The sequence below is a fragment of the Mesorhizobium sp. M0018 genome, assembly GCF_040323955.1.
In the GTDB taxonomy this organism is placed as follows: Bacteria; Pseudomonadota; Alphaproteobacteria; order Rhizobiales; family Rhizobiaceae; genus Mesorhizobium.
In genome coordinates this window covers 162,972-186,209 of the sequence record NZ_JAMYVL010000007.1, presented here as the reverse complement: position 1 = coordinate 186,209, position 23,238 = coordinate 162,972, and the positions used below count along the sequence as shown (strand labels likewise).

Genomic DNA, 23,238 nt, shown 5'->3' with positions numbered 1-23,238 from the left:
GCGTCTTTCCAACGTTTAATCGGCCGGCTCGGATTTCTGCAGCACGCCGGCCGTCTCCTCGTTGAGCGCCTGGCCCACGCGCCGTGGCGTGCTGAGCGGCGTCGGGATGGGGGTGCCGATATTGCCTTTGAGGAAGCGCCGCCCGGCGCGGATGCCTTCTGCCTGTTGAAGTTCGAAACGGGCAGCATCGCGGCGGCGGACGTCCTCGACTACCTCGGCGACCTCTTCCGGATCGACGCCGAGAGCTTCCAGTGTCGAGCCGCCGAAGACAAGCGCCGATTCGAACGTCTCGCGGAGCTGATAGTCGACGCCGGCACGAATGAGCTGCAATGCCGTGCCGCGGTCGAAAGCCCGCGCCAGCACCGTCAGCAACGGAAACTCCGCCTTGATGAGCTCGGCGATGCGCACGGCGGCATCGGGCTTGTCAACGCAGATCAGCACGGCGCGTGCGCGCCCGGCTCCCGCGGCACGCAGGATGTCCAGCCGCGTGCCGTCGCCGTAATAGACCTTGAAGCCGAAATCGGCCGCCGCCTGGATCATCTCGACCTCATTGTCGATGATCGACACATCAATCCCGCGCAACAAAAGCGGCTGGCTGGCGATCTGGCCGAACCGGCCAAAGCCGATGATCAGCACGCTGCCGGTTAGGCCTTCGGCGACATCGACGCCTTCAAGCGACTGCTCGTCGCGTGGCGTCAGATACCGCAATGCTATGATCGCTAAGGGCGTCAGCACCATGGAAATGATGACGATGGCGGTCAGCATCGCATTGGCCTGGCTATCGATGATACCGACAGCCGCCGCTGCGGAATAGAGGACGAAGGCGAATTCGCCGCCTTGCGCCATGAAGACCGCGCGCTCGAGCGCTTCCCGGTGGCCGGTTTTGAGAATGCGGGCGACGATATGGATGCCGATCGCCTTCATCATCATGTAGGCGACGACATAGATGGCAATGAGCTGCCAGTTGACGACGACCACATGCAGGTCGAGCGACATGCCGACGGCGAGGAAGAACAGTCCGAGCAGAATGCCACGGAACGGTTCGATGTCCGCCTCCAGCTGATGGCGGAAGGTCGATTCCGACAAAAGCACGCCGGCCAGGAAGGCGCCCATCGCCATCGATAGGCCGGAAAGCTGCATGGCGAGCGCCGACCCGAGCACGACCAGAAGGGCGGCTGCGGTCATCACCTCACGGGCGCGCGCATCCGCCAGGATACGGAAGAACGGATTGAGCAGATAGCGTCCTGCAAGCACCAGCCCGACGATCGCGGCAAGGCCGATGCCGACCTCCGTCAACCGATCCGACAGGCTCATGTCGGCGCCGCCCGGCGCGAGGAAGGCGATCAGCGCCAGCAGCGGCACGATGGCCAGGTCTTCCAACAGCAGGACCGAGACGATGCGCTGGCCCTTGGGCGTGGCCAGGTCGCCGCGTTCTTCCAGCAATTGCATGACGATTGCCGTCGAGGTGAGTACGAAACCGGCGCCGGCGACGAAGGATTGCGCGATCGGGAAACCTCCCGCCAGGCCGACGCCGGTCAGCAGGACCGCGCAGACGCCGACCTGCAGCGCGCCAAGCCCGAAGATCTCGCGGCGCATGCCCCATAGCCGTGACGGCTGCATCTCCAGCCCGATAATGAACAGGAACATGACGACGCCGAGTTCGGCGACATGAAGAATGGCTTCCGATTCGGAAAAAATGCGCAGCCCGAACGGACCGATCACGACGCCGGCCGTCAAATAGCCGAGGATGGAGCCAAGTCCGATACGCCTGAAGATCGGCACCGCAACGACGCCGGCGGCAAGCAGCGCCACCACCTGGATCAGATCGCCGTTTGATGCCTCTGCCGCCATGCCTGCCGTTCCGCTCTCTTGCAACAAGCGGCCAAGATAGGGGCTTCGGGGCGGATCGAACAGTGCGAATCCGGCGCGTTGTGAAGGCGATATTGCAGGCGCACTGAACAGGATAATGGGCTCCCGCGCGTTGCTTGTTCCAGCAATCCGGCGCTAAGGACCCGGCTTCGGCCAGTGAAGGGCGAGCGACGATCAAGTCGCGGCCCTTTCAGGCGGTGACAACCAAGTATCAGGGCGGCACGACAGCAGCCGAGGCCTGCAAGGCCTATGACGAGGTGATTGCCGCGATCAAAGGCTGAGCACTTATTTGCAAATCAAAAGAGGGCGGCGCCGTTTGGCCGCCGCCCTTCTCACGCTGAAAGCTCAGTTCGGAGTTATGGAGCCGACCTCGACTGCATCGATCCGCTTCAGCTTCATGCCGATGACCGGGACCAGCTGCTGGTCGACGCGCACGGCAACGGTCACTGTCATCGAATTGTCGTCGGGGACAAGCGCCTGCATCACGCCGCGCAACTGATTGCGATTGATGGTGAAAACCACCTTGTGCGCATCGACGACATTGCCGCCGATAATGTCGAGGCCGGAGCCGGCGGCCCCGCCCATAAAGCTACCCTTGTAGCCCTGCCGGCCCTTGTGTTCGATCGTTGCCGACATCTGCTGGGTGAACATGCCTACCCGACAGCCGCCGTCGAGCGACATGCCGACCTTGCCGTCAGGCGTCGAGCCGATGAAGCTGCAGGTGAATTTCGTGCCCTTGTATTTGCCGGCAACGATTTCCCCGGGGCCGACCCATTTGCCTTCGACCGACCGAAAGAACTGCTTGTCCGGTTCCGCCGCCGAGGTCTTTCCGGCAATGCCGACGGTTGCGACAAGCGCGAGCGCCACGGGCAGCCCGCTGGACAGAATAACGCTTTTCATCGACGACACCCGGCAACAAAGAGACTGGTTTGGACGCTTCCGACCATGGACAAGATTGGTTAATGCTTTGTCACCCCAAGGCAATAGTCACGTTCCGGAAGCGGATGTTTCTTTTTCTTTCTTTGCTGCAAAGGAGGTCAGCGCGGAGAGGAAATCGCCCAATCCGGGCCGCCTGACCGCGTAAAAGGGCAGGGGCCTTGCGGTTTCCATCGCTGCAATGCCGATGCGCGCAGTCATCATGCCGTTGACGACGCCTTCGCCGAGCTTGGCCGAGAGCCGGGCGGCAAGGCCGTGGCCGACGATCTGCTGGACGAAACTGTCGCCGACGGCGATCGACCCGGTGACCGCGAGATGGGCCAGAACGCTGCGCGCCAGGCGAAAAAAGCCAAGCGTGCCGGGGCGGCCGCCATAAAGTTCCGACAGCCGGCGAATCAACCGGCCGGCTTCGAACACGACATAAGCGACGTCGACCAGCGCGCGGGGGCTGACCGCGGTCACCAGGGAGACGCGCTTCGCCGCTTCGAGGATCATCACCCTGGCGCGGGCATCGAGCGGGCCGAGTATCTCGGTCTCGGCCAGGCGCACCAGATTGCCGCCGTCAATGATCTCGCCGCGCAATTCGGCCAGCGAGCGCCTGCCGGCCGCGGTTTCAGGCTTGGCCGAGACAAAGACCGACAACTCGTCGACCACGGCGCGGGCGGCCTTCGGATCGTCACGGGCAATTGCATCGAGCGCCCGCTTCTGCAACTTTTCGACCTCGGCAAGGCGGGCAATCGCCATGAATTCGCGCACGAGGATGATCAGAAGCGCCAGGATGGCGATCGCGGCCATAGCGGCAGCCAGCCAGCCCAGCCACTCGGCGCGCTCGAACAGGTCGCGAATCAGCTGGTCGGTCCAGAGGCCGACGGCGAGCGAAACCAGAACGCCCAGCGCGCCGAAGAACAGGCTGCCAAGCAGCGAACGTTTTCGCGGCGCAATCGCCGGCGGCGGTTCGGCGGCGACGATATCGGGCTCGTCGAAGACGTCGATCTCCGCCGGTGTGACCACGGCAAGATCCGCCGTCACGGTACGCGGCTTTCGCGCCGGCGCGGCCCCGGACGCAGTATGGTGAGCCGTCGAATCTTCCTTCTGCTGGGGCTCCGGCTCGATGCGAAAGGCCGCCGGTCTGCGGGGCGCACTCATGCGAGATGATCTCCGATCAGGAACTGCAGCGCGCGGTCGAGCCTGATATGCGGCAGCGACAGCGTGACGCCCTCGGCGGTGCGCTCGAGTTTCGGCGGGCGAAAGCGCACGAAGCGGATCGCGGGGTCGTCATCGTTCTGCCGGCGGGTCGATTCGGAAACATCGAACACCGCATCAACTTTCTCCGGCAAGTCACCGGGAAATATGGCTGTTTCTGTCTTTCCGTCAAAGGTTTCGCCATCGATTTTTTCGCCGCGCAACGGCATGCCGATAATGACCGGCAAAGTCTCGCGGCCCTGCTTGACCGTGCCTTCCCGGGTCGCGCGCATGGCAGCCATAGCGACGACGTTGACGTCGGCGCCGGTGAAATTCGCCCGCGCCACGGCTCGGTCGGCTAGCCGCCGCACGATCGCCTGCAGCCGGTCGTGGCTTTCGTGGTGCAGATGGTCGGCCTTGGTCGCGGCCACCAATATACGGTCGATACGCCTCGAAAACAGGTCGGTCAGGAAATTGCCCCGGCCGGGCCGGAAACAGGACAGGATTTCGGTGACCGCGCGCTCTAGATCGGCCATCGCACCGGGGCCGGCATTCAATGCCTGCAATGCGTCGATCAGCACGATCTGGCGGTCGAGACGCGTGATGTGTTCGCGAAAAAACGGTTTGACGACATGCGTCTTGTAAGCCTCGTAGCGCCGCTCCATCATAGCCTGCAGCGATCCCGAGCGGGCGCGCCGGCCGCCCAGATTCGGCAGCGGCGCGAAGGTGAGAGCGGGCGAGCCTTCAAGATCGCCGGGCATCAGGAAGCGGCCGGGCGGCAAGGTCGAAAGCGCCCGCTCGTCGAGTTTACAGGCCTTGAGATAGGCCGCGAAGCTCTCAGCGAGACGGCGCGCCGTCATCTCGTCGGCCTCGGCGTTGGGGTCGACCGGATCGGAGAGCGCCCGCCATTCCCGCGAAAGGTCGACACGCACCGCCAACACGGCCATCTCGAAGGCCTCACGCGAAAAATCGGCGTAGGACTTGCCGAGCAGCGGCAGGTCGAGCAGCCATTCGCCGGGATAATCGACGATGTCGACCGACAATTTGCCGGCGGAAAACATGCGGCTCCAGCCAGAGGCCGATTCGTATTCGATGGTGAGCCTCAGTTCGGAAATCGCACGCGTCGAATCCGGCCAGACGCGATCGTCGACAAGAGCCGCGATGTGATCCTCGTACTGGAAGCGTGGGACCGCGTCGTCCGGCTGCTCTTCGAGAAAAGCCCGGGCGATGCGCCCCGATTTTTGTGCCTCAAACAGCGGCAAGCGTCCGCCATGGACGAGATTGTGCACAAGGGCCGAGATGAACACCGTCTTGCCGGCGCGGGACAGTCCGGTCACGCCAAGACGCAGCGACGGAGCGAAAAGCCCGGCAGCGCGGCCTGACAACGTATCCAAGGCAATCTTCGCCTCGTCGGTAAAAGTCGTCAGCGATGATGCCAAATCTGTTCTCGCGGGCCGGCCAGGATCCGATATAGGCTTTGATGCGCGGCTTTTAAATGGCCTCAGATATCGGCAGGCGTCAGGAAGGCTTCGAGATAGCCGGTGCCTGGCGCAGCCTCGGCAAGTCTGCCGTTGAACCGGACCACCGCAAGTGCGGAGGTCGGGAAGCCGTGGTTCAGCATGGCCCGCGCGGTCTCGTCGCCGTCGCCTGAGAGCGCCATGGCGAGATCCTCAATCATCGGATTGTGGCCGATGACGAGCAAGGCATCCAGCCCGCCATTCTGCCGGATGGCAGTGAGGTACGCGGCGGCATCGTCGCTGTAGAGGGTGTCACAGAACAGCACCCGGCCCGTGTCCGTGTGGCCAGCCAGGCTTTCCAGCGTCTGGCGGGCGCGCTTGGCGCTTGAGCAAAGGGTGAGGGCCGGTGCGTATTTGCGGGAACGCATCAGGACGCCCATCGCTTCGGCATCGGCGAAGCCGGATGGATCGAGCGGGCGGTCGAAGTCAGCCACGCCAGGCAGCGCCCAGCCGGCCTTCGCATGCCTCAGCAGGTAAAGTCTGGTCACCGGATCCCCGTTGTGCCGGGCACCGAACCCGTCAGCACGCCGCAGGATTTGCCATCAGAAGAGCTCCGTGCGCAATGGCAAGCGCCCCTCAAGCATAGCGAATCATGTACGGATTCGGTCGTATTCTTCGCAAAAAGGGCATCGCCGACGCCGTTTTGTCCGAGACTAACAATTGCGTGAAACTGTCGTCGATTGACCTTGTGCAGCTTTCGGTCCGCGAATATATAGGCGCCAAATTTGGGGTTTGTTGGGTGAGTCGAATGAACGACATCGTTACCGCCGATTACGTACCCTCCGAAGACGAGCCGTTCATGAACGAGCGGCAGAAATCCTACTTTCGCATGAAGCTCGTCACCTGGAAGAACGACATCTTGCGCGAAGCGCGCGAAACTCTCGAAATCCTGCAGCAGGAAAACGCCAACCACCCCGACCTCGCCGATCGCGCCTCCTCCGAAACCGACCGCGCCATCGAACTTCGCGCCCGCGATCGCCAGCGAAAACTCATCTCCAAGATCGATTCGGCCCTCCAGCGCCTTGACGAAGGCACTTACGGTTATTGCGAGGAGACGGGCGAGCCGATCGCGCTGAAGCGGCTCGACGCGCGCCCGATCGCCACCTTGTCGATCGAGGCACAGGAGCGCCATGAGCGGCGCGAGAAGGTCTACCGCGACGACTGAGTCGCCGGGAAAAACAGCGGCATCGGTAAAGCGTTCACAATGGCCGGTTTTCCGGCCATTTTCATTGGCGGTTCGCTATCGGCCTATCTTTTCTGATTGGACAACTCGCCGAGGAGCTTCGTCATCTCGTCGTCGAGAGAGGGTGATGCCTTCGCCACCGGCTTGCTCGGCGTTTGGCTGAAGCGTGGCTCGTCGAGGGAAACCTCCAGCTCCTTCATCAGCGCATCGTCAATCGACTCGTGCTGTGCCGGCGGCTCGTATCTTGCCGGGGAGTCCTGTCTTGCCGGCGGCTGCGCATGCCGCGAGGCACTGGCGTTGACGGATCCATAACTTGGCAACGGCGTGACGTTCGATGCCGGTTTCGGCGCCGGCGCCGGCATTGTTGCCGGCATCGTCGCCGTCTGGCGGGCTCGGACAGGGGTCGCGGTTACGCTTGCCGGCTGCGGTGGCGCTTGCCTCACCGGCGCGGCTGTGGTCGAAGCAGACCTTGCTGCCGGCTGGTGGCCGTTGTCTCCGGTCAATGCCGGGCGCCGCAACGCCGAGAGCCTGATGTCGCGCTCGACGACGACGTCGGTCGGACCACCGATCAATAGCAGGTGCTCGATATCGTCACGGCGCACCAGCACCAGCCGCCGGTGACTGTCGACCGCTGTGGCATCCATGACAGCCAGCCGCGTCTTGCGGTTCCTGCCGCCGGCGACGAATGTCCCGAACGTCAGGCTGCGGATCAGCCTGATGATAAGAAGAATGATGAGCAGAAGGACAAGTACTGCAAACGTCCATAGGATTGCTGCGGCATAACCAGGACCCGCCACGCCATCCAGCCATTGCAGCATTGGTTCCCCCAAAATCAGCTTTCGAAGAGAAGCGACACTAGACTGTTGCGGCTGGCCACCGCAAGTTGCCTTTCACGCTTCGTGAACAGCTTGAAACGCCGGGAGCCGAACGGCGTCATTTTTAGCGGACATCTGCAGCCGGGCCTTTTCCCAACCCTGAGAATATGATTCAACCGACACCGGAATTCACGAGCAGGGGGCACATGGCCAAGGAAGCGCGCGGCGATTTCTATCCGGTACCTATCGTCGACCAGAACACGCGACCGGGAGCGGTCACCCGGCTTATCGTCTTCATCGTCGTCCTGACTGGGGCAGCGATCGTCTTCGGCCTTTTCCGCGAGCGCCTTGGCGATCCATTCCTGCTTGGCATGCTTGGCGTGCTGGCGATGATCGGCGTCGGCTTTCTATTCGCCACTGCGATCGGCTTCGTGCACATCACGCCGCGCTCGACAAGCGACGAACTGTCGAAAGCTTTCGTCGATTCGATGTCGCAAGGTCTCCTGGTCACCGACACCAAAGGCCGTATCATCTACGCCAACCGGACCTATGCCGATATGACGGGTGCCGAGTCGGCCGCCGACCTCAAGACCGTCGAAGGTTTGCTTTCAGACGTTCCCGAGGCCTCGGTGACCATATACCGGCTGGCGTCAGGCCTGCGTGACGGCCAGCCTGGCGACGGCGAGTTTCGGCTCGCGCAGTCCATTCGGCCAGGCGCCGAACCCGGCGCTCGCTGGTACCGCGTTCGGGCCCGCGCCTTCAGCGTTCCCGGCCAGCGGCTGCCCATGCTTGCCTGGCAGCTTGCCGACATCTCGCGGGAACGGGCCGAGCAGGAGCGGTTCTTTCTCGACCTGCAAAAGGCGATCGATCACCTCGACCATGCGCCGGCCGGTTTCTTTTCGGCCGACCAGGAAGGCCGCGTAACCTATATCAACGCGACCCTTGCGGAGTGGCTGGGCATCGACCTGGCCAGCTTCACTCCCGGCGCCATCACGCTGCCGGAGATCGTCGCCGGCGACGGCATGGCGCTGGTCCGGTCGGTCAAGGCCGACGCTGGTACCACGCGCAATGCCGTTATCGACCTCGATCTGACAACAATGACCGGCGAGGCGCTGCCGGTGCGCTTCATGCATCGTGTCTCGGCCAGCCGAGAGGGTCTCAACGGCCCGACTCGCACCATCGTGCTCAACCGGACGCAAGGCGAGGACGCTTCGGCCGACCTCCGCGCATCGGAAATACGCTTCACGCGGTTCTTCAACTCGACGCCGATGGCGATAGCCGGCGTCGACCATGCCGGCCGCATCCTGCGCACCAATGCGCCATTCCTGTCGCTGTTTTCCTCGGTCGTCGACCGCGACGCGGTCGATCGGCGTGTGCGGCTGGATACGGTGATCCACGAGCGCGACCGGCCGGCTTTCGCCGCGGCCTTCGAAAAGGCACGCCAGCAACAGGCTGACATCGAGCCGATCGATACGGTGCTGCCCGGCAATGAGGAGCGTCACATACGCTTCTACGTCAACGCGGTCGCAGACGGTACCGGTGGCGAGGGCGCCGAGGAATCGGCCATCGTCTATGCCGTCGAGACCACTGAGCAAAAGGCCCTCGAGGGCCAGATGGCGCAGAGCCAGAAGATGCAGGCGGTCGGCCAACTCGCCGGCGGCATCGCGCATGATTTCAACAATGTGCTGACCGCCATCATCATGGCCTCGGACCTGCTGTTGACCAACCACCGGCCGTCCGATCCGTCATTCCCGGACATCATGAACATCAAGCAGAATGCCAACCGGGCGGCCTCGCTGGTGCGGCAGTTGCTGGCCTTCTCGCGCAAGCAGACGCTGCGGCCGGAGGTGCTCAACCTGACCGACGTGCTCGCCGATCTCAGAATGCTGCTTGCCCGGCTGGTCGGCAACGATATCAAGCTCAAGATCGACCATGGCCGCGACCTGTGGCCGGTCAGGGTCGATATCGGGCAGTTCGAGCAAGTGGTGGTCAATCTGGTGGTCAATGCGCGCGATGCGATGCCGGCCGGCGGCGACCTCACGGTGCGCACCCGCAACGTCAGCGCCGGAGAGTGCAAGACCTTTTCCTACCGCGAACTTACTCCGGCCGACTATGTGCTGGTCGAGGTCGAGGACAGCGGCAGCGGCATCGCGCCTGATGTGCTGAAAAAGATCTTCGAGCCCTTCTTCACGACAAAGGAGGTTGGCAAGGGAACCGGACTCGGCCTGTCCATGGTCTATGGCATCATCAAGCAGACAGGCGGCTTCATCTTCTGCGATTCCGAAGTCGGCAAGGGATCCGTGTTCCGCATCTTCCTGCCGCGGCACATTGCGGAGGCAAGGAAGGCGGGCGAGGCTGGAGAAGTGCCGGCCGCCCCTGCCAAGATCACCGACTCAGCCAAGGATCTGTCGGGCTCGGCCACGGTGCTGCTGGTTGAAGACGAGGACGCCGTGCGCATGGGCGGCATGCGGGCGCTGAAATCGCGCGGCTACACCGTCCACGAGGCGTCGTCGGGCGTCGAGGCGCTTGAAGTCTACGAAGCGCTCGGCGGCAAGGTCGACGTCGTGGTGTCGGACGTGGTGATGCCGGAAATGGATGGCCCGACGCTGCTTGGCGAATTGCGCAAACGGCAGCCCGACATCAAGTTTATCTTCGTGTCCGGCTATGCCGAAGACGCGTTCGCCAAGAACTTGCCGGCCGACGCGCATTTCGGCTTCTTGCCGAAGCCGTTTTCGCTCAAGCAATTGGCCACGATCGTAAAGGACATGCTGGAATCCTGACCCTTCCAACGCTCCGCTTGCGCAATGTCGTGAGACTGCCATGATTACAGGCGAAACGGGCGACGGGTTTTGGAAAGCATGCCGTGACGCCACACAACGAGGCTAGCAAAGGCGACTACGCAAGCACGGTGCTGCTGCCGGGCGACCCGCAGCGCGCTGAATGGATGGCGGAGACCTTTCTGGAAGCGCCGCGCTGCGTCAACCGCCGCCGCGGCGCGCTCGGCTTTACCGGGTTGTTTCGCGGCAAGCCTGTCAGCATCCAGTCCACCGGCATCGGCGTCCCGTCATTCCTGGTCTACGTGCACGAGCTGCTGGACTTCTACGGTGCGAAAACGTTGATCCGCACCGGCACCTGCGGTGGCCTGACCGCCGAGATGGCGCTGCGCAGCCTGGTGATCGCACAATCGGTGCGCGGCGAAAATGCGGAGAGCGGCCAGGTTTTTGGTCTCTATCGTGCCGATGCCGGCCCCGATCCTGCATTGTTGGCCCAGGCGTTGGCCCGCGCTTCGGAACTCGGCATCGACCATCGGGCCGGACTGACGATCTGCAGCGATATTTTTTATCATCCGCTGGGGCGCGAACGCTTTGCCGAAGCACAGGCACAGGGGGCGCTCGCCGTGGATATGGAAACCAGCGCACTCTACCGCATTGCGGCCGATTTCGGCGCCCGGGCGCTGTCCATCCTGACCGTCGTCGACAATGTGGCAACCGGCGAGCAGACCGACTATTCCGAACGCCAGGGGCTTTTCACCGATATGACCCGGCTGGCGCTCGACATGGCGGCGGAGAGCTAGGCGGCTTCTACTTCGGAGTACGGAACCTCGCCAGGTTCCTTTTCAACGCTTCGTGCAGGTCGAGGCGGTAAAGGCGCCGTCTGGCTGCTTCATGATGATGTCGAAGGACGGGGTGGTTCCGCTTTCCAGCGTCGCTTGCGTAAGCGAGATCGAGTTGCCACCGCTGGTGTAGCCGCCCAGCGGACCCAGCCAGGTAATCACCCCGTCTGCATCCATCTGGTAGTTATAACTCTGCGGCGCGGTGCCGAAGCTAACCGGACCGCTATAGACGTTTCCCTTGATGGTAATGTCGCCGAGGCTGAGGAACATGCCCAGCAGATAGACTTCGCAATGATAGGAGCCGTCCGGCAGCTTGCCGTCGCTGAAGCCGGCGCGCGCTACGGTCGTCGTCGCCAGCAGAAGCATGGTGATGAAAATGCAAGACGTTCGGAAGGCCATGGCGTCGCTCGTTTAAGGGTTCGAACTTGCCCCATTTCGCTGCGGCGCTGCAATCCTCGCCAGCGCTCATATGATGCTGCTCAAAATTCGGGCATTGGCCTGTATATGAGTAAAACTTAGGCTGATACGAGTGATCTTTTCTCATTTCAAACCTGGCAGGCGAGGTTCATCTCCTGCGGCTAATACATTAACCGACTGACAGGGCTGGGAAATCTCAAACCCTCCGATCTTTCGCCGGTGATTGGCACAGCCGTTGCATGGTCTGTTCCGATGCAGTTAACCAGCTTGGGAGTTTAAAAGTATGAGGGGCAGTTTCTCGACAATAACAAAAATGTTTTCGGCCGGCGTGGTCACCGCCGGCCTGCTGATGAGCGTTCCCGCCAAGGCGGCCGACGACACCATCAAGGTCGGCATCCTCCATTCGCTGTCGGGAACCATGGCGATCTCGGAGACGACGCTGAAGGACGCCATGCTGATGCTCATCGAAGAGCAGAATGCCAAGGGTGGCCTGCTCGGCAAGAAGCTCGAGGCGGTGGTCGTCGATCCGGCTTCCAACTGGCCGCTGTTCGCCGAAAAGGCGCGCGAGCTGATCTCCAAGGACAAGGTCGCGGCGGTGTTCGGCTGCTGGACCTCGGTGTCGCGCAAATCGGTGCTGCCGGTGTTCAGCGAACTCGACAACATCCTTTTCTATCCCGTCCAGTATGAGGGCGAGGAGAGCGAACGCAACGTGTTCTACACCGGTGCGGCGCCCAACCAGCAAGCCATTCCCGCGGTCGACTATCTGATGAGCGAGGACGGCGATTCGGTGAAGCGCTGGGTTCTCGAAGGCACCGACTACGTCTACCCGCGCACCACCAACAAAATCCTCGAGGCCTATCTGAAGGCCAAGGGCGTCGCTGCGGAAGACATCATGGTCAACTACACGCCGTTCGGCTTCTCCGACTGGCAGACCGAAGTTTCGGCGATCAAGAAGTTCGGCTCGGCCGGCAAGAAGACCGCCGTGGTCTCGACCGTCAATGGCGACGCCAACGTGCCGTTCTACAAGGAGCTCGGCAACCAGGGCATCAAGGCCGAGGACATCCCGGTCATGGCCTTCTCGGTCGGCGAGGAAGAGCTTGCCGGTCTGGACACTGCGCCGCTGGTCGGCCATCTCGCCGCCTGGAACTATTTCGAGAGCGTCGACACGCCCGAGAACGCGAAGTTCATCGCCGACTGGCACAAATTCATCAAGAACGACAAGCGCACCACCAACGACCCGATGGAAGCCCATTATATCGGCTTCAACATGTGGGTGAAGGCGGTCGAGAAGGCCGGCACCACCGATCCGGACAAGGTAATCGACGCCATGGTCGGCGTCTCGGTGCCGAACCTGACCGGCGGTTATTCGACGATGATGCCGAACCATCACATCACCAAGCCGGTGCTGATCGGCGAAATCCAGGCCGACGGCCAGTTCGAAACCGTTTCGCAGACGCCCGGCCTGGTGATGGGCGACGAGTGGTCCGACTATCTGCCTGACTCCAAGGACCTGATCTCCGATTGGCGCGCGCCTCTGTCCTGCGGCAACTTCAACGTTGCCACCGGCAAATGCGGCGGCAAGGGAACCAACTGATCCTCCCGGTCTGTCCTCCCAGACCCGCAAGCCTCCGGGCAGGCTCCTCCTCCAGCCTGCCCGGAGGCAACATTCAATCTTCAAGAGCCACCAGAAACCAATGATCCTGATCCGCGCGATTGGCCTGATGCTGCTCCTTCTCCTGGGGACGCTGCTGCCGTCGAACGCCAGCGAAGCAGATCTGCGCGTCGTCATCGCCAAATTCGCCACCGCCGCCAATTTTCCGGCGATAGAAGCCGTGGTGCGGGAGCTTGCGGCTTCCGGCGATCCGGCCGTAGAACGGCCGCTTGCCGCGCTTGCGGAGGGCAGCCTTTACGTGCGCAAGGCCGATTCACTGGTTTTTGTCGGCAAGGAGAGCGGCGACGGCATCGAGCTGCTCGATGCGCTTACCGGCGAAGGATCGGGCGAAGCTGCAAAGGCCGACATCACCAAGATCAAGGTCAACAACACGCTGCGCCGCGTCATTCGCGATGCGTTGGGCACGCTGACGCTCGGCTCCAAGGACCCGGCCGTGCGCATTACCGCCGCCGACACAATGTTCAAGACGCCGGACGCGGCAAACATCGAGCCGCTCGACACCGTGATCGCCAATGAGAGCGTGGCAAGCGTCAAGGCGCTGCTAGAACAGGCCCGCGCCGCGTCGATTCTCGTTTCCGACAGGCCGGAGGCCGACAAACTGGGCGCAATCGCGCTCATCAGTGCGCGCGGCGACCGCGATGCGGTGTCGCTGCTCACGTCGGTAGAGGCCAGTTCCGAAGGTGCGGTGAAGGACGCGGCGACCGCGGCGATCGCCGACATCAATTCGACGCTGGCGCTGTGGGATGCCGGCCAGAACATCTGGTACGGCATATCGCTCGGATCGGTGCTGCTGCTGGCGGCGATTGGCCTTGCCATCACCTTCGGCGTCATGGGCGTCATCAACATGGCGCATGGCGAGATGGTCATGCTCGGCGCCTACACGACCTTCGTCGTGCAGGAGGTTATTCGCAATTCCTTTCCCGGCCTGTTCGACTGGTCGCTGGTCATCGCCCTGCCGCTGGCCTTCCTGGTGGCGGCGCTCGTCGGCCTTGTCATCGAGCGCGGGCTGATCCGCTATCTCTACGGTCGGCCGCTGGAAACCCTGCTGGCGACATGGGGTGTGTCGCTGATCCTGCAGCAGGCCGTACGCACCATCTTCGGGCCGACCAACCAGGAGGTAGGCAACCCGTCATGGATGTCCGGCTCGTTCAATATCGGCCAGCTTGCCGTGACCTGGAACCGGCTCTGGATCCTGGTATTCGCGCTCGGCGTGTTCGCGGTGCTGCTCTACGTGATGAAACGCACGCCCTGGGGGCTGCAGATGCGTGCCGTCACCGCCAATCGCCGCATGGCTGCCTCGATGGGCATCAGGACGCCTTGGGTCGATGCGCTAACGTTTGCACTCGGCTCCGGCATTGCCGGCATCGCCGGTGTCGCGCTCAGCCAGATCGACAACGTCTCGCCCAATCTCGGCCGCGGCTACATCATCGACAGCTTCATGGTCGTCGTTTTCGGCGGCGTCGGCAATCTTTGGGGCACGCTGGTCGGCGCTTTCTCGCTCGGCATCGTCAACAAGTTCCTCGAACCTTATGCCGGAGCAGTGCTCGGCAAGATCGTCGTCCTGGTGCTGATCATCCTGTTCATCCAGAAACGCCCGCGCGGTCTGTTCGCGCTAAAGGGCAGGTCGGTGGAAGCATGATCACGGGACGCTTCTTTGCCGCCGGCGCCGACCGCCGCGTCGCCATCACCATCTTCATCCTGCTGGCGGTTGCAATCGTCGTGCCGCTGCTCAATCTTGCGGTCTCGCCGACAAGTGCGTTTTACGTGCCGTCCTATATCGTCGCGCTCACCGGCAAATACCTCTGCTATGCACTGCTCGCCTTGGCGCTCGATCTCGTCTGGGGCTATTGCGGCATCCTCTCGCTCGGCCACGGCGCCTTCTTCGCACTCGGCGGCTATGCGATGGGCATGTATCTGATGCGCCAGATCGGCTCGCGCGGCGTCTACGGCAATCCGCTGCTGCCGGATTTCATGGTGTTCCTTAACTACAAGGAATTGCCATGGTTCTGGTATGGCTTCGACCACTTCTGGTTTGCCGCGGTCATGGTGCTTGCGGTGCCCGGCCTGCTCGCCTTCGTCTTCGGCTGGTTTGCCTTCCGCAGCCGCGTCACCGGCGTCTATCTGTCGATCATCACCCAGGCGATGACCTATGCGCTGCTGCTTGCCTTTTTCCGCAACGACATGGGTTTCGGCGGCAATAACGGCCTGACCGATTTCAAGGACATTCTAGGGTTCAACGTGCAGGCCGACATGACGCGGTCGGCGCTGTTCGCGGCCAGCGCCGTCATGCTGGCGTTTGCCGTCTTCGTCACCTGGGCAATCGTCGGTTCCAAGTACGGCAAGCTTTTGATGGCGGTGCGCGACGCCGAAAGCCGCACACGCTTTCTCGGCTGGCGGGCGGAGAACGTCAAATTGTTCGCCTTCACCGTGTCGGCGGTGATGGCCGGCATCGCCGGTGCGCTTTACGTGCCGCAGGTCGGCATCATCAACCCTGGCGAATTCGAGCCGTCCAATTCGATCGAGGTGGTGGTGTGGGCGGCCGTCGGCGGGCGCGGCACCATCGTCGGGCCGATCATCGGCGCGCTTCTTGTCAATGCCGGTAAATCCTGGTTCACCGGCGTGCTGCCTGAATTCTGGCTGTTTGCGCTGGGCGGACTGTTTGTCGCCGTCACGCTGTTCCTGCCCAAGGGCATCATCGGCATGTGGGATTCCTGGCGCGGCAACGCCAAGGCGCTGCGGGCGGCCTCGGTTGCCGAAGAAGCCGGCATCGATCCCGATGCGCCGGTGCCGCCGAAAACCGACCGCTCGGCGGCGAGAAGGCCGGGCGACTGGTCGGCCTCCGGCGCCGAACCGCAGCCGGCGGAGTGATGGCCTGATGTCGAAGAGCAACACCATCCTCTATCTCGACGGCGTGTCAGTTTCCTTCGACGGGTTTCGCGCCATCAACAACCTTTCGCTGGTGCTCGACAAGGGCGAGATGCGGGCGATCATCGGCCCCAACGGCGCCGGAAAGACGACGATGATGGACATCGTCACCGGCAAGACGCGGCCCGACGCGGGTGAAGTTTTCTTCAACGGTGAGGTCGACCTAACCAAACACGACGAGGCCGAAATCGCCATGATGGGCATCGGCCGTAAATTCCAGAAGCCGACCGTCTTCGAAAGCCACACGATCGAGGACAATCTGATGCTGGCGCTGAAAGGCCCGCGCTCGATCTTCCCGGCACTGTTCCATCGTCGCTCGGCCGCGGACGTGCGGCAGATCGACGACATCCTCGGCATCATCCGGCTTGGCGACAAGCGTGACGAACTCGCCGCCAATCTGAGCCACGGCCAAAAGCAATGGCTCGAGATCGGCATGCTTCTGGCGCAGGATCCGAAGCTGCTGCTGGTCGACGAACCGGTTGCCGGCATGACCGACGCCGAGACCGAGGAAACCGCGCGGCTGCTCCGGGATATCGCGCGCGACCATTCTGTCATCGTCGTCGAGCACGACATGCATTTCGTGCGCGAGCTCGGCGTCAAGGTTACCTGCCTGCACGAAGGCTCGGTGCTTTCCGAGGGCAGCCTCGACTTCGTTTCGGCCGACGAGCGCGTCGTCGAAGTCTATCTGGGGAGATGAACATGGTCTGGCGCGTTCCGTTCCATCATTTCGACCTTTCGTTCTTCAGGCGTTGGAGAAAGCGCTGACCATGCTCGAAGTCTCCAATGCCACGCTGCACTACGGCGCTGCCCAGGCGCTGCGCGGCGTCTCGCTGAAGGCCGGCGCCGGCAAGATCACCTGCGTGCTCGGCCGCAACGGCGTCGGCAAGACCAGTTTGATGAGATCGATCGTCGGCCATCACCGGCTGACGAGCGGAAGCGTTGCCTTCGAGGGGAAGGCGCTCGACCGGAGCGCGGCGTATGATCGCGCCCGGTCGGGCATCGCATTCGTGCCGCAGGGCAGGGAGATATTTCCGCTGCTTACGGTGCGGGAAAACCTCGAATCGGGTTTTGCGCCGTTGAAGCGCGCCGATCGCAACATTCCCGGTCACGTCTTCGAATTGTTTCCGGTGCTGAAGCAGATGCTCGCGCGCCGCGGCGGCGATCTTTCCGGCGGCCAGCAGCAGCAGCTTGCCATCGGCAGGGCGCTGGTGATGCGGCCGAAGCTGCTGGTGCTCGACGAGCCGACCGAAGGCATCCAGCCGTCGATCATCAAGGACATCGGCCGCGCCATCCGGTATCTGCGCGACCAGGCCGGTATCGCCGTGCTTCTGGTCGAACAATATCTCGACTTCTGCCGGGAATTGGCCGACGAGGTCAACATCATGGACCGCGGACAGATCGTCCATACCGGCCCCGCCGAGGATCTCGACCGGGCGGACGTCCGCAAATTCCTGACTGTCTGAATTCTTATTGATTCCATTACTTTGCAACTCTGGCGCGCTGCAGATTGCGTGCTAGATTTTGCTTGGCCTTGGTGAGTCGGCCGCTTTCCGTAGCAGTTTCAACTTGGCAGATCAGGGGAAGGCGCGGCTGCGTCCGCACGCTTGCGCGCAAGCCCTTCCAGCGATCTGTTGTCGTCCAACATTTCGGGTGCTTGGGAGCCAGGGCCAGACGATGGAGCGCTATGTCGAGGACTACCAGAAACGACGGCTCACGGAGCGCGTCGATATCCTGACAGCCATCAACATTCTGAAATCGCAGGGGTATGACCACGACGAACTCATCGCGGAGATCACCAAGGTCTTCTATGTCGATCTCGATGCCTTTAACGAGATCGTCAGGGTTGATCGGCGTCCGGACGAACGCGCCGCATAGCCGGTAGTTTAGGACCAAGCCAGGCGGACCACCGACAGCGGGGCGTCAGCCTGCGACCCGCTTCATCAGCGCGATGGCGCCGAATGGAGCGCGGACCTTGCCCTCTGTGATGAAGTAGACGAACACGTCGCGTGGCTTGACCGGGGCGTCGGTTGAAGGATCGGCGCGCGACAGGTCGGCCGGCACCTTGCCTTCCGCCCAGGTTTTTGCGCGCGCCGCCCATTCGTCGAGCGCCTTTGGCGTGTAGCAATCGGGATTGTCGTCGCTGCCGGTCTGCAGCCGCGCATAGATGAAATCGCCGGTAACGTCGGCAATCCCCGGATATTTGGCGTGGTCGGCATAGACGATGGCGGCCTTGTGCTTTCGCGCCAAGGCGGCGAACTCCGGCACGATGAAGCTGTCGTTGCGCACCTCGACCGCGTGGCGAAGCGCAACGCCGTCCTGCTTTTCCGGCAACAGCTTGAGGAAGGCCTCGAAATCGTCCGGGTCGAATTTCTTGGTCGGCGCGAACTGCCACAGGATCGGCCCGAGCTTGTCGCCAAGTGCCGCGACGCCCGACCCGAGGAAGCGCATGATCGATTCCCCGGCCTCGCCGAGCACGCGGCGGTTGGTGACGAAGCGGTTGCCCTTCAGCGAATAGACGAAACCATCCGGCGCCTCGTTGGCCCATTTGACGAAGGTCGGCTCCTTGAAGCTCGAATAATAGGTGCCGTTGACCTCGATAGTGAGCACCTGCCGGCTGGCATAATGCAGTTGCTTGGCCTTCGACAATTTGTCCGGGTAGAAGGACGTGTCCCACGGCTCGAAGGTCCAGCCGCCCATGCCGGCGCGGATTGTTCCTGATTGAGTCATGGTCGTCCTCCCGGTTTGCAGAAAAGGATCACGCGATGGCGGTCGTCTCGACGGCTTTCGCCATGTCGACGATCGTCCATCCTGGCCGATATGGATTGGGCCGGCGACCCGTTTCGCGAAAGCCGTAGGCCTTATACAACGAAACGTTCCGTTCCATTCTGGCATTGGTGTAGAGTCGGATTTCCGGCAAGCTCCACAAGCGCGTCTGTTGCTCGGCCCAGTCGAGCAGCCCGATGCCGAAACCCTTGCCCTGAAAGGCGGGCGCAACGGCGACGCTGAAGATCATTGTATGGTCCGCATGTCGTTCGAGAACGATCAACCCGGCCGGCTGTCCGTCCTGCTCCGAAAGCCAGACCTCGCCGCGTTCTATGCGCGGCGCATAGTCCTCGGTGACGGGGATCGGCGGCGCTCCGAACAGGGCAGTGTAGGGCGCGTAGGCGTCGGTGGTGAGCGAGATCACCATGGGGAGATCATCGGCCCGAGCGGCTCTCATGATCAAAACTGGCCCGCGCCGGCAGCGGCCGCAATCACCTTGTCCATACCGGCCGCTATCGCGGCGACGGCATTGCGACTGGCGTCGCCCAAGCCGTGGCGCTCAGCGAGCCAGTGCGCGTCATTGTAGGAGAGCCAGACCTTGCCTTGCTCGTCCTCCCAAGCTAGTGCCTTGACCGGCAGATCGATGCCGGCAAGCTGCCGGTCCTGCATCAGCGGCGTGCCGCCTTTCGGGTTGCCAAAAATCAGAAGCTGGGTCGGACGCAGGGAAGCTTCGACAATGCGCGCACCGGCGGCGTGGTCAATGCGGGCGAAGACCAGCAATCCTGCACGTTCCACAGTCCCGACCAGGCGATCGATCGTTTCGGCCACGCCGAAGCGGCTTTGGACCGTGATGAGACCGTTCTTTGCCATCACTCCGCCGCTTCGCGCTTGCCTCCGGGGCGCCGCTCCAGCAAGTCCCTCAGGAACTGCCCGGTATAGCTGCGTTTTTCGCGGACGATGTCCTCCGGCGTGCCGGACGCCACCAGCTCACCGCCGCCGTCACCACCTTCGGGGCCAAGATCGAGTACCCAGTCAGCCGTCTTGATCACCTCGAGATTGTGCTCGATGACGACGACCGTGTTGCCCTGGTCGACCAGCTCGTGCAGCACTTCGAGCAGCTTGGCTACGTCGTGGAAATGCAGGCCGGTGGTTGGCTCGTCGAGGATGTAGAGCGTCTTGCCGGTCGCCTTGCGTGATAGTTCCTTGGCGAGCTTGATGCGCTGCGCCTCGCCGCCCGACAAAGTCGTTGCCTGCTGGCCAACATGGATGTAGCCGAGGCCGACCCGTTTCAGCGTCTCCAGCTTGTCGCGCACGCCGGGCACGGCGGCGAAGAAATCGACGCCTTCTTCGACCGTCATGTCGAGAACGTCGGCGATCGATTTGCCCTTGAACAGGACGTCGAGCGTCTCGCGATTGTAACGCTTGCCGTGGCAAACGTCGCAGGTGACGTAGACATCGGGCAGGAAGTGCATCTCGATCTTGATGACGCCATCGCCCTGGCAGGCTTCGCAGCGGCCGCCCTTGACGTTGAACGAGAAGCGGCCCGGCTGGTAGCCGCGCGCCTTGGCCTCCGGCAGGCCGGCGAACCAGTCGCGGATCGGCGTGAAGGCGCCGGTATAGGTGGCGGGGTTGGAGCGCGGGGTGCGCCCGATCGGCGACTGGTCGATGTCGATGACCTTGTCGAGGAATTCCAACCCCTCGATGCGGTCGTGCTCGGCCGGATGCTCGCGCGAGCCCATGATGCGGCGCGACGCCGCCTTGAACAGGGTCTCGATCAGGAAGGTCGACTTGCCGCCGCCGGATACGCCGGTGACGGCGGTAAACGTGCCGAGCGGGATTTCGGCGGTGACGTTCTTCAGGTTGTTGCCGCGCGCGCCGACGACCTTCAGCCGGCGGTTCTTCTTGGCCTCGCGGCGCCGTGCCGGCGTCGCCACTTCGAGCTCGCCCGACAGGTATTTGCCGGTGATCGAAGCGGGCGTCGCCATGATCTGCTGCGGCGTGCCCTGGGCGATGATGTGGCCGCCATGAATGCCGGCCGCCGGGCCGATATCGACGACGTAGTCGGCATGCAGGATGGCGTCCTCGTCATGCTCGACGACGATGACCGTGTTGCCGATGTCGCGCAGATGCTTCAGCGTGTCGAGCAGGCGGGCATTGTCGCGCTGGTGCAGGCCGATCGACGGCTCGTCGAGCACATAGAGCACGCCGGTCAGGCCGGAGCCGATCTGCGAAGCCAGCCGGATGCGCTGGCTCTCGCCGCCCGACAACGTGCCGGAGTTGCGCGACAGCGTCAGATAGTCGAGACCGACATCGTTGAGGAAGCGCAGCCGCTCGCGGATTTCCTTGAGCACGCGCACCGCAATCTCGTTCTGCTTGTCGTTGAGCGAAGCGGGCAGATCGGTGAACCACTGGTCGGCCTTGCGGATGGACAGCTCGGTGACCTCGCCAATGTGCTTGCCGGCGATCTTGACCGCGAGCGCCTCGGGCTTCAGCCGATAGCCGCGGCAGGCCGGGCAGGGCGTGGCCGACATGAAGCGCTCGATCTCCTCGCGCATCCAGGCGGATTCGGTTTCCTTCCAGCGGCGCTCGAGATTGGGGATGACGCCCTCGAAGGTTTTCGTCGTTTTGTAGGAGCGCAGACCGTCATCATAATGGAAGGTGATTTCGCGCTCGCCGGTGCCGTGCAGGACGGCTTGCTTTGCCTCCTCGCTCAAATCCTTGAACTTGTCGCCGAGCTTGAAGCCATAGGCAATGCCCAGCGCTTCCAGCGTCTGCGCATAGTAGGGCGAGCTCGACTTCGCCCAAGGGCTGACGGCGCCGGCGCGCAGCGAGACATTCTCGTCGGGCACGACCAGGCTGGCATCAATGGCGCGTTGGCTGCCGAGCCCGTCGCAGGTCGGGCAGGCGCCGAACGGATTGTTGAAGGAGAATAGCCTGGGCTCGATCTCGGGAATGGTGAAGCCGGATACCGGGCAGGCGAACTTTTCCGAGAACAGCATGCGTTCATGCGTCTCGTTCTTCGATTTGTTGACCGAATCCTCGCCGGTCTGGCTGGCGTCGAGCGGCTTGTCGGCAAATTCCGCCACTGCCAGCCCGTCGGCCAGCTTCAGCGCGGTCTCGATGGAATCGGCGAGCCGCGTCGCCAGATCGCCGCGCACGACGATGCGGTCGACGACGACGTCGATGTCGTGCTTGTACTTCTTGTCCAGCGCCGGCACGTCGGCGATCTCATAGAAGACGCCATCGACTTTGACGCGCTGAAAACCCTTCTTCTGCAGCTCCAGCAGTTCCTTGCGGTACTCGCCTTTGCGGCCGCGCACCATCGGCGCCAGAATGAACAGCCGGGTGCCTTCCTCGACAGCAAGCACCCGGTCGACCATCTGCGAAACCGTCTGGCTCTCGATCGGCAGGCCGGTGGCCGGTGAATAGGGTACACCGACGCGGGCGAACAAAAGCCGCATATAATCGTAGATCTCGGTGACGGTGCCGACCGTCGAACGTGGATTCTTCGAGGTGGTCTTCTGCTCGATGGAGATGGCCGGCGACAGGCCGTCGATCTGGTCGACGTCAGGCTTCTGCATCATTTCGAGGAATTGCCGTGCATAGGCCGAAAGGCTCTCGACGTAGCGGCGTTGGCCCTCGGCGTAGATGGTGTCGAAGGCAAGCGACGACTTGCCCGACCCCGACAGGCCGGTCATGACGATCAGGCTGTCACGCGGCAGGTCGAGATCGACATTCTTCAGATTGTGTTCGCGTGCCCCGCGAATGGAGAGATATTTATGGTCGGCCATCGCCGGTCGCCGCCTCAGAATCTGGAATTCGTGGGATGGGCGGGTTTTCCCGACCATCCCCTATGTAGGTAATTTCGCCGCCTTTTCGAGAGACGCCACAACTCTCGACCAAAGCGTTTAACCGCCTTTCGCGCGAACGGGCAAGCGGAAAGAACAAAGGCCGAACACGCTCCTGACAAAAGCTGCCCGCGCAGCCGGCTTCACAAAGCGTCTCGCGATCACATTTTTCGGTAATCGGCTATTCAAGGTTGACGTCCCCGCGTCATGGGGGCAGAATCCACACGTCAACGAAGCCGGCCGTCTTTCGATGGCCTCGCGGCCTGGGGCTAGCCTGCGAGACGCCGCGGGTTATGCGATGAGCGCTTCGACGACGACAGTCGCAACGAACAGAAGGAGAGCAGAGGCATGACTCCACCGGATTGTTCCTTGAGGCTCCACGTGTCGCTGGAGCCGCGGCAGGTATAAGTGGCCAGGGTCAGGCGTTTTCGCTGCCCGCCAAACGGACCTGCCGATTCCCATAAAATCAGAGACTGCTAGTCGGATCGTCGGCTGAAT

General features: G+C 62.7%; 21 protein-coding genes. 10 read left to right on the top strand and 11 right to left on the bottom strand.

Annotated features, from left to right (window positions below; genetic code table 11):
* Positions 1–15: 15 nt before the first annotated feature.
* A complete protein-coding gene (locus tag NKJ81_RS12455) occupies positions 16–1,851 on the bottom strand; it encodes a monovalent cation:proton antiporter-2 (CPA2) family protein (protein WP_352540611.1) in 1,836 nt (611 codons plus the stop codon).
* A 134-nt stretch (positions 1,852–1,985) separates the two neighbouring features.
* Here NKJ81_RS12455 and NKJ81_RS12450 point away from each other — a divergent pair, with 134 nt between their 5' ends.
* Entirely contained in the window at positions 1,986–2,150 is a 165-nt protein-coding gene (locus NKJ81_RS12450; protein ID WP_352540610.1) for a hypothetical protein, read from the top strand.
* A 64-nt stretch (positions 2,151–2,214) separates the two neighbouring features.
* Here the strand turns inward: NKJ81_RS12450 and NKJ81_RS12445 are convergent, their stop codons facing one another.
* The 4 genes from NKJ81_RS12445 to NKJ81_RS12430 all read right to left on the bottom strand — a co-directional run bounded on the left by NKJ81_RS12445 (position 2,215) and on the right by NKJ81_RS12430 (position 5,992).
* Positions 2,215–2,769 (bottom strand): hypothetical protein, encoded by a 555-nt coding sequence (locus NKJ81_RS12445; RefSeq protein ID WP_023674843.1) that lies wholly within the window; start codon positions 2,767–2,769, stop codon positions 2,215–2,217.
* 87 nt (positions 2,770–2,856) lie between these two features.
* Positions 2,857–3,951, bottom strand: a complete 1,095-nt coding sequence (locus NKJ81_RS12440) for a YcjF family protein (protein WP_352471717.1) — start codon at positions 3,949–3,951, stop codon at positions 2,857–2,859.
* Positions 3,948–5,426: a YcjX family GTP-binding protein gene (locus NKJ81_RS12435; RefSeq protein ID WP_352540609.1), complete on the bottom strand. Its 1,479-nt coding sequence runs from the start codon at positions 5,424–5,426 to the stop codon at positions 3,948–3,950. Before NKJ81_RS12435 ends, NKJ81_RS12440 begins: the two co-directional genes overlap by 4 nt.
* 62 nt (positions 5,427–5,488) lie before the next feature.
* Positions 5,489–5,992 (bottom strand): SixA phosphatase family protein, encoded by a 504-nt coding sequence (locus NKJ81_RS12430; RefSeq protein WP_352471715.1) that lies wholly within the window; start codon positions 5,990–5,992, stop codon positions 5,489–5,491.
* 260 nt (positions 5,993–6,252) lie between these two features.
* Between NKJ81_RS12430 and dksA the strand changes: the two genes are divergently transcribed.
* Positions 6,253–6,669: an RNA polymerase-binding protein DksA gene (gene dksA / locus NKJ81_RS12425; protein ID WP_023674847.1), complete on the top strand. Its 417-nt coding sequence runs from the start codon at positions 6,253–6,255 to the stop codon at positions 6,667–6,669.
* An 83-nt stretch (positions 6,670–6,752) separates the two neighbouring features.
* Here the strand turns inward: dksA and NKJ81_RS12420 are convergent, their stop codons facing one another.
* The gene (locus NKJ81_RS12420; RefSeq protein WP_352502494.1) at positions 6,753–7,505 is read right to left on the bottom strand and encodes a hypothetical protein; all 753 of its coding nucleotides are present in this window, start codon (positions 7,503–7,505) and stop codon (positions 6,753–6,755) included.
* Positions 7,506–7,708: 203 nt separating this feature from the next.
* Here NKJ81_RS12420 and cckA point away from each other — a divergent pair, with 203 nt between their 5' ends.
* A complete protein-coding gene (gene cckA, locus NKJ81_RS12415) occupies positions 7,709–10,282 on the top strand; it encodes a cell cycle histidine kinase CckA (protein ID WP_352540608.1) in 2,574 nt (857 codons plus the stop codon).
* A gap of 83 nt (positions 10,283–10,365) precedes the next feature.
* Positions 10,366–11,076, top strand: a complete 711-nt coding sequence (locus tag NKJ81_RS12410; protein ID WP_352502496.1) for a purine-nucleoside phosphorylase — start codon at positions 10,366–10,368, stop codon at positions 11,074–11,076.
* Between the two features lie 42 nt (positions 11,077–11,118).
* Here the strand turns inward: NKJ81_RS12410 and NKJ81_RS12405 are convergent, their stop codons facing one another.
* Positions 11,119–11,514 (bottom strand): hypothetical protein, encoded by a 396-nt coding sequence (locus tag NKJ81_RS12405; protein WP_352502497.1) that lies wholly within the window; start codon positions 11,512–11,514, stop codon positions 11,119–11,121.
* A 301-nt stretch (positions 11,515–11,815) separates the two neighbouring features.
* On the opposite strand from NKJ81_RS12405, the gene urtA reads away from it, so the two are divergent.
* The 6 genes from urtA (at position 11,816) to NKJ81_RS12375 (ending at position 18,004) form a co-directional block, all read left to right on the top strand.
* Positions 11,816–13,126, top strand: a complete 1,311-nt coding sequence (gene urtA / locus NKJ81_RS12400; RefSeq protein WP_352540607.1) for an urea ABC transporter substrate-binding protein — start codon at positions 11,816–11,818, stop codon at positions 13,124–13,126.
* Between the two features lie 100 nt (positions 13,127–13,226).
* On the top strand, positions 13,227–14,843 hold the full coding sequence (gene urtB, locus NKJ81_RS12395; RefSeq protein WP_352540606.1) for an urea ABC transporter permease subunit UrtB: 1,617 nt from the start codon (positions 13,227–13,229) through the stop codon (positions 14,841–14,843).
* Positions 14,840–16,072: an urea ABC transporter permease subunit UrtC gene (urtC, locus tag NKJ81_RS12390; protein ID WP_023674854.1), complete on the top strand. Its 1,233-nt coding sequence runs from the start codon at positions 14,840–14,842 to the stop codon at positions 16,070–16,072. Before urtB ends, urtC begins: the two co-directional genes overlap by 4 nt.
* A 7-nt stretch (positions 16,073–16,079) precedes the next feature.
* Complete coding sequence (gene urtD / locus NKJ81_RS12385) at positions 16,080–16,826, top strand: urea ABC transporter ATP-binding protein UrtD (RefSeq protein ID WP_023674855.1); 747 nt, start codon at positions 16,080–16,082, stop codon at positions 16,824–16,826.
* 70 nt (positions 16,827–16,896) lie between these two features.
* Positions 16,897–17,592: an urea ABC transporter ATP-binding subunit UrtE gene (gene urtE / locus NKJ81_RS12380; RefSeq protein ID WP_126041867.1), complete on the top strand. Its 696-nt coding sequence runs from the start codon at positions 16,897–16,899 to the stop codon at positions 17,590–17,592.
* 211 nt (positions 17,593–17,803) lie between these two features.
* Positions 17,804–18,004, top strand: coding sequence for a hypothetical protein (locus tag NKJ81_RS12375; RefSeq protein ID WP_023674857.1), 201 nt, complete (start codon positions 17,804–17,806; stop codon positions 18,002–18,004).
* A 45-nt stretch (positions 18,005–18,049) separates the two neighbouring features.
* Here NKJ81_RS12375 and NKJ81_RS12370 read toward each other — a convergent pair whose 3' ends face one another.
* From NKJ81_RS12370 to uvrA, 4 genes are read right to left on the bottom strand one after another with little or no spacing between them, the layout of a single operon-like run.
* Positions 18,050–18,856, bottom strand: coding sequence for a DUF72 domain-containing protein (locus NKJ81_RS12370; RefSeq protein ID WP_023674858.1), 807 nt, complete (start codon positions 18,854–18,856; stop codon positions 18,050–18,052).
* Positions 18,857–18,884: 28 nt separating this feature from the next.
* Positions 18,885–19,355 carry a GNAT family N-acetyltransferase gene (locus tag NKJ81_RS12365; RefSeq protein ID WP_352540605.1) on the bottom strand — a complete coding sequence of 157 codons (471 nt, stop codon included), beginning with the start codon at positions 19,353–19,355 and terminating at the stop codon, positions 18,885–18,887.
* Entirely contained in the window at positions 19,352–19,762 is a 411-nt protein-coding gene (locus NKJ81_RS12360; RefSeq protein WP_352540604.1) for a DUF302 domain-containing protein, read from the bottom strand. Before NKJ81_RS12360 ends, NKJ81_RS12365 begins: the two co-directional genes overlap by 4 nt.
* Positions 19,762–22,683, bottom strand: coding sequence for an excinuclease ABC subunit UvrA (gene uvrA / locus NKJ81_RS12355; protein WP_352540603.1), 2,922 nt, complete (start codon positions 22,681–22,683; stop codon positions 19,762–19,764). Before uvrA ends, NKJ81_RS12360 begins: the two co-directional genes overlap by 1 nt.
* Between the last annotated feature and the right edge of the window lie 555 nt (positions 22,684–23,238).